At 60.8% G+C, this 5,783-nt stretch carries 8 protein-coding genes; 3 read left to right on the top strand and 5 right to left on the bottom strand.

The genetic code is table 11. The features are described 5' to 3' along the window. A partial coding sequence (locus PHW99_RS12295; protein WP_300177750.1) for a molybdopterin-binding protein occupies positions 1–482 on the top strand: 482 nt, incomplete at its 5' end. Then, positions 479–730 carry a MoaD/ThiS family protein gene (locus PHW99_RS12300; RefSeq protein WP_300177752.1) on the top strand — a complete coding sequence of 84 codons (252 nt, stop codon included), beginning with the start codon at positions 479–481 and terminating at the stop codon, positions 728–730. The genes PHW99_RS12295 and PHW99_RS12300, both read left to right, overlap by 4 nt. 4 nt (positions 731–734) lie before the next feature. Here the strand turns inward: PHW99_RS12300 and dapA are convergent, their stop codons facing one another. Continuing rightward, complete coding sequence (gene dapA, locus PHW99_RS12305) at positions 735–1,604, bottom strand: 4-hydroxy-tetrahydrodipicolinate synthase (protein WP_300177754.1); 870 nt, start codon at positions 1,602–1,604, stop codon at positions 735–737. 267 nt (positions 1,605–1,871) lie between these two features. Between dapA and PHW99_RS12310 the strand changes: the two genes are divergently transcribed. Next, on the top strand, positions 1,872–2,363 hold the full coding sequence (locus PHW99_RS12310; RefSeq protein WP_300177757.1) for a molybdenum cofactor biosynthesis protein MoaE: 492 nt from the start codon (positions 1,872–1,874) through the stop codon (positions 2,361–2,363). Between the two features lie 47 nt (positions 2,364–2,410). On the opposite strand, the gene PHW99_RS12315 is transcribed toward PHW99_RS12310, so the two are convergent. The 4 genes from PHW99_RS12315 to ntrB form a co-directional block, all read right to left on the bottom strand. Beyond that, positions 2,411–3,778 (bottom strand): CmpA/NrtA family ABC transporter substrate-binding protein, encoded by a 1,368-nt coding sequence (locus PHW99_RS12315; RefSeq protein WP_300177760.1) that lies wholly within the window; start codon positions 3,776–3,778, stop codon positions 2,411–2,413. Positions 3,779–3,792: 14 nt separating this feature from the next. Next, the gene (gene cynS, locus PHW99_RS12320; RefSeq protein ID WP_300177763.1) at positions 3,793–4,236 is read right to left on the bottom strand and encodes a cyanase; all 444 of its coding nucleotides are present in this window, start codon (positions 4,234–4,236) and stop codon (positions 3,793–3,795) included. Between the two features lie 47 nt (positions 4,237–4,283). After that, positions 4,284–5,147, bottom strand: coding sequence for an ABC transporter ATP-binding protein (locus tag PHW99_RS12325; RefSeq protein WP_300177766.1), 864 nt, complete (start codon positions 5,145–5,147; stop codon positions 4,284–4,286). Next, the coding region (ntrB, locus tag PHW99_RS12330; protein ID WP_300177769.1) for a nitrate ABC transporter permease at positions 5,137–5,783 on the bottom strand (647 nt) is incomplete at its 5' end. The genes PHW99_RS12325 and ntrB, both read right to left, overlap by 11 nt.

Genomic DNA, 5,783 nt, shown 5'->3' on the forward strand with positions numbered 1-5,783 from the left:
ATGACCTGATTCTGACCAGCGGCGGTGTGTCGGTGGGGGAAGAAGACCACATCAAGCCGGCCGTGCAGGCGCTGGGCCATCTGGATCTGTGGCAACTGGCCATCAAGCCCGGAAAACCCTTCGCTTATGGCCGGGTGGCCCAGGCGCACTTCATCGGCCTGCCTGGTAACCCGGTGTCCAGTTTTGTCACCTTCTTGCTGCTGGTGCGCCCGTTTTTGCTGAAGTTGCAGGGGGTGACTGAATTTGCTATTAAAACAGTAGCGTCAACCGCAGATTTCACCTGGGCTAGGGCCGATAAACGCCGAGAGTTTTTGCGGGTGCGCCGCCGTGCCGACGGTGGGCTGGAACTGTTTGCCAACCAGAGCTCGGGCGTGCTGACCTCGGCCGTCTGGGGCGACGGTCTGGTGGACAACCCGCCAGGCCAGACCATCGCACCGGGGGACGTGGTGCGGTTCATTCCTTTTTCGGAGTTGCTGGCATGAAGATCACTATCAAATATTTCGCCGGCATTCGGGAGGCCATTGGGGCACCGTCCGAGCTGCGTGACACGGCAGCCCCGACGCTGGCGGCGTTGCGTGATGAGCTCATCGCCCAGGGTGGCGCTTACGCTGAGAGTCTGGCGCGTGGCAAGGCGGTGCGCCTGGCGCTCAACCAGGTCATGGCCGACGAGTCGGCTGCACTCACCGAAGGCGCCGAAGTCGCCTTCTTCCCACCCGTCACCGGCGGCTGACGGCTCAGGCCTTGTCCAGCAAAGCCAGCAGCTGCCGGGTGGCGCTGGTGCTGGCAGCGGTCATCGGCAGCCGCAGCTCGTTGTGGATCAGGCCCTGGTGCGCCAGCGCGGCCTTGATCAGGGCCGGGTTGGGCTCGGTAAACACGGCCTGCGTCATGGCCTGTAATCCGGGCCACAGTGCCTGCGCCTGCGCCGGGTTGCCCTGGCGCACCCAGGCCAGCAGCTGAACAAATTGTGCCGTGCACAGATGGGCGCTGGCCGCAATGGCGCCCACACCGCCCATGGTCAGGGTGTTCAGGATCTGGCCGTCTTCTCCGGCCAGCACCTGCAGCCGGCCATCGGTGATCAGCGCCCGTGTCTTGTCCACGTCACCGCCACAGTCCTTGATGGCCCGGATATTCGGGTGGGCCGCCAGCGCCAGCAGGGTTTCCAAGGGCAACACCGAGCCGGTGCGGTAGGGAATGTCATAGAGGATCAAGGGCTGGCCGGCACTGTTCGCCAGTGTGCTGAACCAGTGCTGCAACCCTGCCGGTGCCGGGCGGATGTAGTGTGGTGCTGGCACCAGCAGGCCGGCGATGGGCTGGCGGGCCAGTTCACGCACCCAGGCCTGGGTCTGACCCAGGTGGTAGCCCGACAGACCCATCACCACCGGCAGCCCGGCGCTGGCCTGCAGCACGGTGTCAAGCACGGCCAATTGTTCGGCCTTGTCCAGGGCCGCGGCTTCGCCGGTGGAGCCGCAAGCGACAAAACCGCGGACACCGGCCTTGGCCAGATGGCTGACCAGCCGGGTCAGGGCCGGGTGGTCTACCGCACCGTGGTGAAACGGGGTGACCAGGGGAATCCAGAGTCCGGAAAAGTCGGGAGAGGTTGGCATGCATCATTCCTTTTTTGAAAAAAGACCGATGAGGGAAACCATCGACAGATGCGCACGAGAACCAAAAAAAGGGGGAGGGGGTCTTTTGGCAGTTCCGTCGCTCATCTGAGGACGGAACCGCAGCTCCGGTCAGATGAGCTTGGGTTTTTGAGGTTTGGATGCCAGCGCAACAGCCCAGCTGGCACCGATCAGGGCCAGGGTAGGGGTGGGGCGGTGGATGGCAAACATGGCTTGAGTCTAGCAGGCCGGTGATGCCACAATTCGGCCATGACTCAAACGCATCTCCCTCGTGTTTCCATCCAGACCCAGGACTTTGACCTGAACGCAGAAATTGCGGCACTGCGTGCGCGTGATGGCCGGGTGGGTGCAGTGTGCTCCTTCATCGGCACCGTGCGTGACCGTACTGCGGGTGAACCGGACGCCATCAGCAGCATGGAGCTGGAACATTATCCCGGCATGACCGAACAGTCGATTGAGGCCATGATCGACGCGGCCCACGCGCGGTTTGACATTTTTGGTGCCCGCGTCATTCATCGCGTGGGTTTGTTGCAGCCGCTGGACCAGATCGTCATGGTGGCCGTGACTTCGGCCCACCGGGGGCAGAGTTTTGCTGCTTGCGAGTTCCTGATGGACTACCTCAAGACCCAGGCACCGTTCTGGAAAAAAGAACAGACACCCGTCGGCGCCCGCTGGGTGGATGCTCGTGTCAGCGACGATGCTGCGCTGGCCAAATGGGGTATTACCGCCAGTAACGGCTGAGTCGGTGACGCCCACATGTCCGTTCCGGGGACGGCAAGCAAGCGACGCTACACCATGTTGTGGATGGTGAACCGCTTGAGGTAGTCGTCCGGCAGGGCCGGGTCAAACGTTTTGCCCATGATGCGGTGTTTGCGGTACGCACCATCAGGCGCACGCCAGCCAGACATGGCCATTTGCTTTTTGGCATCGGTGAGCATGAAAACTTTTTCGGCAATCTGGTGGTAGTTCACCTCGGCCTTCAGATAGCCCCAGCGCTTCATTTGTGTCAGCATCCACACCGCCATCGATTGCCAGGGGATCGGGTCAAACAGCACCCGGTCTGGCACATTGCGGTTGTTGCCCAGGCCATCATCAAAACGGCCGGTCATGATTTGTGTGAGTAATTCTTCGGGCTGGTTCAAATAAGCAGCGGGCGCAATCGCCTTGACGATCTGGTCTCTTGCGCCCGGCTGGCTGGCCAGCACCGAGGCGCTGATGATGGCCCGGTACAGCGCGGCAAAGCTGTTGGGGTTTTTCTGGATGAACTCGGTGCTGGTGCCAAACGCGCAGCAGGGGTGGCCGTCCCAGATGTCTTTGGTCAGCAGGTGGATAAAACCGATGCCGTCAAACACGGCGCGCTGGTTAAACGGCTCAGGCCCAAGGAAGCCGTCGATGTTGCCCGCTTTAAGTTCGGCCACCATTTGTGGTGGAGGCACCAGTTTGAGCTGCACGTCGCGGTCGGGGTGCAGGCCGTGCTCAGCCAGGTAGTAGCGCAGCAGGAAGTTGTGAATCGAAAACTCGAACGGAATGCCCAGCTTGAAGCCTTTCCAGTTCTTTGGGTCGCGGTTGGCCTTGTGCCGCTGGTGCAGGGTAATGGCCTGTCCGTTGGTGTTCTGGATCGAGGCCACATGCATGCCCGTGGCGGCAGAGCCCAAGCCCAGTGACATGGCCAGCGGCATGGGTGAGAGAAAGTGCGAGGCATCGTGCTCACGGTTGATCATTTTGTCGCGGATCGTGCCCCAGCCCGCAGTTTTGATCAGCTGAACGTTCAGCCCTTCTTTTTTGTACAGGCCCAACGGGTCAGCCATGATCAGCGGTGTGGCACAGGTGATGGCGATGAAGCCGACCTTCAGGTCTTTTTTCTCCGGTGTGCCGTGATCTTGCGCCATGGCTTGCAGGCTGGTCAGCGCCCCGGCGGGCAGGGCCGCAGCAATGGCGGCACGGGCCGTGCTGGCCCCCACCGCTTGCAGAAAGCGCCGGCGCAAGCCGTCGTGCGGAAGAATGGCCTTGACCAGGCTGGCTTCCATCAACTGGTTCTGATGCTGCTCAATTTGCGTGGTTACCGAACCCGTGCAGGAAAACGAGGCATGCCGGGCTCCGCAGGCGCAGGCCAACGTCATGGGCTGGTCGGGGTCGTAGAGAGAGCTGTTCGGCATGCGCGGACTCCGGTTCAATACTGTTTGTAAGGCAGGAATTTGCCCGACAGCACCACGTTGACGCGGTCGCCCTTGGGGTCGGCTTCACGCACGATGTCCATGGAGAAGTCAATCGCGCTCATGATGCCGTCGCCAAACTCTTCGTGGATCAGTTCCTTGATGGTGGTTCCGTAGACGCTGACAATTTCATACCAGCGGTAGATCAGCGGGTCGGTCGGCACGGGGGTGGGCAGCGAGCCTTTGTAGGGCACCACTTGCAGCCATTTTTGTTCTTCTACCGTCAGGCCAAAAATCTTGCCGACAATCTTGGCCTGCTCGGCATTGAGTGTCATCTGGCCCAGGCAGGCAGCGGTGACCCATTCTTTGGACAGACCCACTTTTTTGGCCACTGCATCCCATTTGATGCCCTTGGAAACTTTGGTGCTGATGATTTTTTCGGTGACTTCGAGACGGTTCATAGTGACTCCTGTAGAGGTGAGTGGGGTTGAATAAATGAAGAAAAAAGTTAGTGCGCGATGGCGCGTGACACCAAAAAATCGACCACGTGGTTGCGCAGTTCGTAATAGCCGTCCAGGTGGTGCAGGTTGGCACGCACCCGGCTGCGGGGCAGTGGGTTGACCACCACCTCGGCAATGCCGCCAGGCGTGTAGCCCTGGGCAGATTCGTTGCCGTTGCTCATCAGCAAGATGCGGTCGGCCAGCAAAATCGCCTCGTCCACATCGTGGGTGATCATGAACACGGTTTGCTGCGTTTGCCGCACGATGCTCATCAGCTCGTCCTGGATCGTGCCGCGGGTCAGCGCGTCGAGTGCGCCAAACGGCTCGTCCAGCAACAGCATCTTCGGACTGATGCAGAACGCCCGGGCAATGCCCACCCGCTGCTTCATACCACCTGAGAGTTGGCTGGGTTTTTTGTCGATGGCCGGGCTCAAGCCCACCATGGCGACGAACTTTTCCACATGGGCATTGACTTCGGCGTGGCCCCAGTCCGGCTTGCGCGATTTGACGGCAAAGGCAATGTTCTGGCGCACCGTGAGCCAGGGCATCAGCGCGTGGCTCTGGAACACCACACCACGCTCCAGGCTCGGGCCGGTGACTTCGCGGCCATCCATGAAGACGTTGCCAGTGGTGGCGGTGTCCAGCCCCGCCAGCACGTTCAGGATGGTGGTCTTGCCACAGCCCGAGTGGCCAATGATGCAGACAAACTCACCCCGGGTCAGGGTGAAGCTGACATCGGCAAACACCGGTTTGGCGGGGATAAAGGCTTTGCTGAGCCCTTCGATCTGCAGGAGTGAATTCACGTTGGGGGTCTTTCCTTGAGGTACGGCGTAGGGGGCGATGGGTGATCGCAACGAGGTGTCACTCCACATAGGTCACCATCTTCTGGATTTGGCCAAACAACAGGTCCAGCAGCATGCCCACCACACCAATCACACCAATGGCAAAAATCACGTTGGGCAAGGAGAGGTTGTTCCACTCGTTCCAGACAAAGTAGCCAATGCCGGTGCCGCCCACCAGCATCTCGGCGGCCACAATCACCAGCCAGGCGATGCCCATGCTGATGCGCATGCCGGTCAAAATGGTCGGGGCGGCGGCGGGCAGAATCACCTGAAACGCCGTGCGCAGCGGGTTCACCTCCAACGTGCGGGCCACGTTGAGCCATTCCCGTTTGACGGCAGACACGCCAAAGGCGGTGTTCACCAGCATCGGCCAGATCGAGCAGATGAAGATCACAAAAATGCCGCTGGCCGACGAGTCCTTGATGGTGTAGAGCGCCAGCGGCATCCAGGCCAGCGGGCTGATCGGTTTGAGCACCTGGATGAACGGATCGAACGCCTTGCGCATCAGCGGCGACATGCCAATCACAAAGCCCAGCGGAATCGCCACCAGCATGGCCAGTACAAAGCCCAGTCCAACCCGGCCCAGCGAATGGCCCAGCTGGATGGCAATGCCTTTTTCATTCGGGCCACGGTCAAAAAACGGGTCTGACAAGTGGCCCCAAATGG

The organism is Rhodoferax sp. (assembly GCF_028689305.1).
Classification (GTDB): Bacteria; Pseudomonadota; Gammaproteobacteria; order Burkholderiales; family Burkholderiaceae_C; genus Rhodoferax.

What these genes read in the sequence shown, in the direction of transcription:
- PHW99_RS12300 (WP_300177752.1), top strand. Translation starts at nt 479, where the DNA reads ATGAAGATCACTATCAAATATTTCGCCGGCATTCGGGAGGCCATTGGG.
- dapA (WP_300177754.1), bottom strand. Translation starts at nt 1,604, where the DNA reads ATGCCAACCTCTCCCGACTTTTCCGGACTCTGGATTCCCCTGGTCACC.
- PHW99_RS12310 (WP_300177757.1), top strand. Translation starts at nt 1,872, where the DNA reads ATGACTCAAACGCATCTCCCTCGTGTTTCCATCCAGACCCAGGACTTT.
- PHW99_RS12315 (WP_300177760.1), bottom strand. Translation starts at nt 3,778, where the DNA reads ATGCCGAACAGCTCTCTCTACGACCCCGACCAGCCCATGACGTTGGCC.
- cynS (WP_300177763.1), bottom strand. Translation starts at nt 4,236, where the DNA reads ATGAACCGTCTCGAAGTCACCGAAAAAATCATCAGCACCAAAGTTTCC.
- PHW99_RS12325 (WP_300177766.1), bottom strand. Translation starts at nt 5,147, where the DNA reads ATGTGGAGTGACACCTCGTTGCGATCACCCATCGCCCCCTACGCCGTA.